Here is a 2,521-nt window from a genome sequence, read left to right as displayed (position 1 = left end):
CTGAATACAAAACACGCGAAAAATACAAAGCAACTCAAGGGCAAAACAGCCAAGCGCAATTAACATGGTTAGATAGCCAACTATCAAATAGCCAGGCACGATGGAAAATAGTGGTTGGTCATCACCCACTTTATAGCAGTGGAAAACGTTACGGACTTACTGAAGGTTTACGTAATTTACTCGAGCCCATATTTGAGCAAAATGGTGTGCAAGCATACGTAGCAGGACACGAACATGACCTACAACATAACCAAATAGATGGCAGTAAACTCGACCACTTTGTATCTGGTGGTGGTAGCGAAGCGCGTTACGTAAAACAACGTGAATTTACGCGTTTTGCAGAAGCTACTCCAGGATTTTTGAGCTTTTCGATTAACAATGAAGCACTAAAAGCAACGGCTATTAACTATAAAGGCGAAGTGCGTTACAGCACTCAAAAGCGCTTTGACCAATAAAGGGTTACAACATGAACTTTAAATTAAAAACATCTATTAGCTTAATTGTAAGTAGCTTAGTGCTTAGTACATTAAGTGCGTGTAGCAATAGTAATATGGCTACAAATACGGCAGTAAAAAACACATCCGATAAAATAGTCATTAATAGTACTGAATTTGGTCCAACAGATAACATGCAAGGCTCACAAGCGGCATGGTTAAATAATAACAATTGGTTGCTAGCAAGCGAAAGCAAAGGCTTAGTGTTAGTTGAAAGTGAAACGCAACAAAGCCGCATTATAAAAAAAGGTAACTTTGAAGCGCTTGCTGTCACTAAGCTAACAGCACACTCATTTTTGGTTGCAACTATTGATAACAATCAAGATAACGTTGTTATATTTAAGCTTGAGCACACTCAAAGTGGCTGGGATACAATTGAACTAACCCGCATTAACCCACCACAAGCACAACCCGATACGGTGTGTTTATTTGCTAATAAAGCGAGTGAATCAATATCGGCATTTGTACCTGATGTACGCGGGCTAATTACCGAAACTATTATTTTTGATACAGCGAATAATAAAGCGGTTAACGTAAATGTACGTGAATTTTCTGGCGTTAGTGAGGCGTCGGATTGTGCTGTAAGTACAACAACAAATACCTTATATGTAAGTGAAAGCGAAGTAGGCATTTGGGCAATAAACGCGAACGCGGAATCGCAAGCAGATAAAAAACCGATTGCTTTAGTCGCCCCCTTTGGAAAGTTAGACAGTGAACTAGGAGCTATTTCAGCTTCGCAAGATGGTATTATCTGGTTTACTAGTACCAAAAACAATACTGTGTATGCTTATGATCCAATTAGTAAAATGCTTAATAACTGGATGTTAAATGGTGACTTGAGCTTGGAATCGGTAGCGGTAAATTACACAAGTAACAACGCGGCAACGGCAGTGCTGTATAACGACGAAACAGGCGCTTATATTAAAAGTACACTACCTGTAACACCTATCATAAAATCATTAAAAACCAGCCCCCAATCAATTACTCAAATAAAGGCAAGTGCACAAACTGCCCCCGTACAAGCGTTTGGTGATGCAGCAGACGATCCGGCAATTTGGGTTAACCCTAAAGATGCAGCAAACAGCTTAATTTTAGGCACCGATAAACGCCGTGGACTAATGGTATACAGCCTAAATGGCAAGCTTGAACAGTCACTTGAAGTTGGCCGTTTAAATAACGTAGACCTGCGACAAAATAGCACGATTAAAAACAGTACCAATACATTAATAACTGCCAGTAACCGAACGCTTAACGGTATTAGTGTATTTTCAGTACAAGCTAATAATAGTGTGAAGTACATTGCTGATATTCCTACCAATCTTGATGAAATTTATGGCTTATGTATGTACTCGTCAAATACGGGGAACTATGTATTTGTAAATGATAAATCGGGGCTATATCAGCAATATAAAATCAGTGAGAATAACGAAAAAATAACAGGTAAACTTGTTCGCGAGTTTAACCTACCAAGCCAACCAGAAGGCTGTAGTGCAGATGATGAACTAGGACAATTATTTGTAGGCGAAGAAGATGCCGGTATTTGGTTTATAGGTGCAGAGCCAACGGCAGGCAGTACACCGGTTATGCTGCAAGGTATAAATGAGCAACTTGTTGATGATGTTGAAGGTATGGAAATTTACCACAGCGACAAAACACGTTATTTAGTTGTTTCGAGCCAAGGTGATAACAGCTACGTACTGTATAAAGTAAAGAATGGTACTGCGGGCATTAAAACACCTAGCTTAGAGTTTGCAGGTAAGTTTAGTGTAATAAGTGATTTGGTTAATGGTATTGATGGCTCATCAGAAACCGACGGGTTAACAGTAACATCTAAGTCTCTTCCGGGTTATCCTGAAGGTATTTTAGTTGTACAAGATGGTTATAATCGTATGCCACAGCAGCCTCAAAACTTTAAAATAATAGATTGGCGAGAAGTAAAAAAAGCAATTAAGTAGTGCTTATTTAGCCGCCATTATTTTAATGTCGCTTTGAGATTACCTTGAAATTGTATAAAAGGCTCATTTGAG

General features: G+C 39.0%; 2 protein-coding genes. Both read left to right on the top strand.

Annotation, left to right across the window (positions count from 1 at the left end; translation table 11 throughout):
* A partial coding sequence (locus tag H5072_RS16705; RefSeq protein WP_182694175.1) for a metallophosphoesterase occupies nucleotides 1-455 on the top strand: 455 nt, incomplete at its 5' end.
* 11 nt (nucleotides 456-466) lie between these two features.
* The gene (locus H5072_RS16700) at nucleotides 467-2,449 is read left to right on the top strand and encodes a phytase (RefSeq protein WP_182694174.1); all 1,983 of its coding nucleotides are present in this window, start codon (nucleotides 467-469) and stop codon (nucleotides 2,447-2,449) included.
* The last annotated feature ends 72 nt before the right edge of the window (nucleotides 2,450-2,521 follow it).

The organism is Pseudoalteromonas sp. SR45-5 (assembly GCF_014163565.1).
In the GTDB taxonomy this organism is placed as follows: domain Bacteria; phylum Pseudomonadota; class Gammaproteobacteria; order Enterobacterales; family Alteromonadaceae; genus Pseudoalteromonas; species Pseudoalteromonas distincta.
This window is presented reverse-complemented; position numbering and strand designations above follow the sequence as displayed.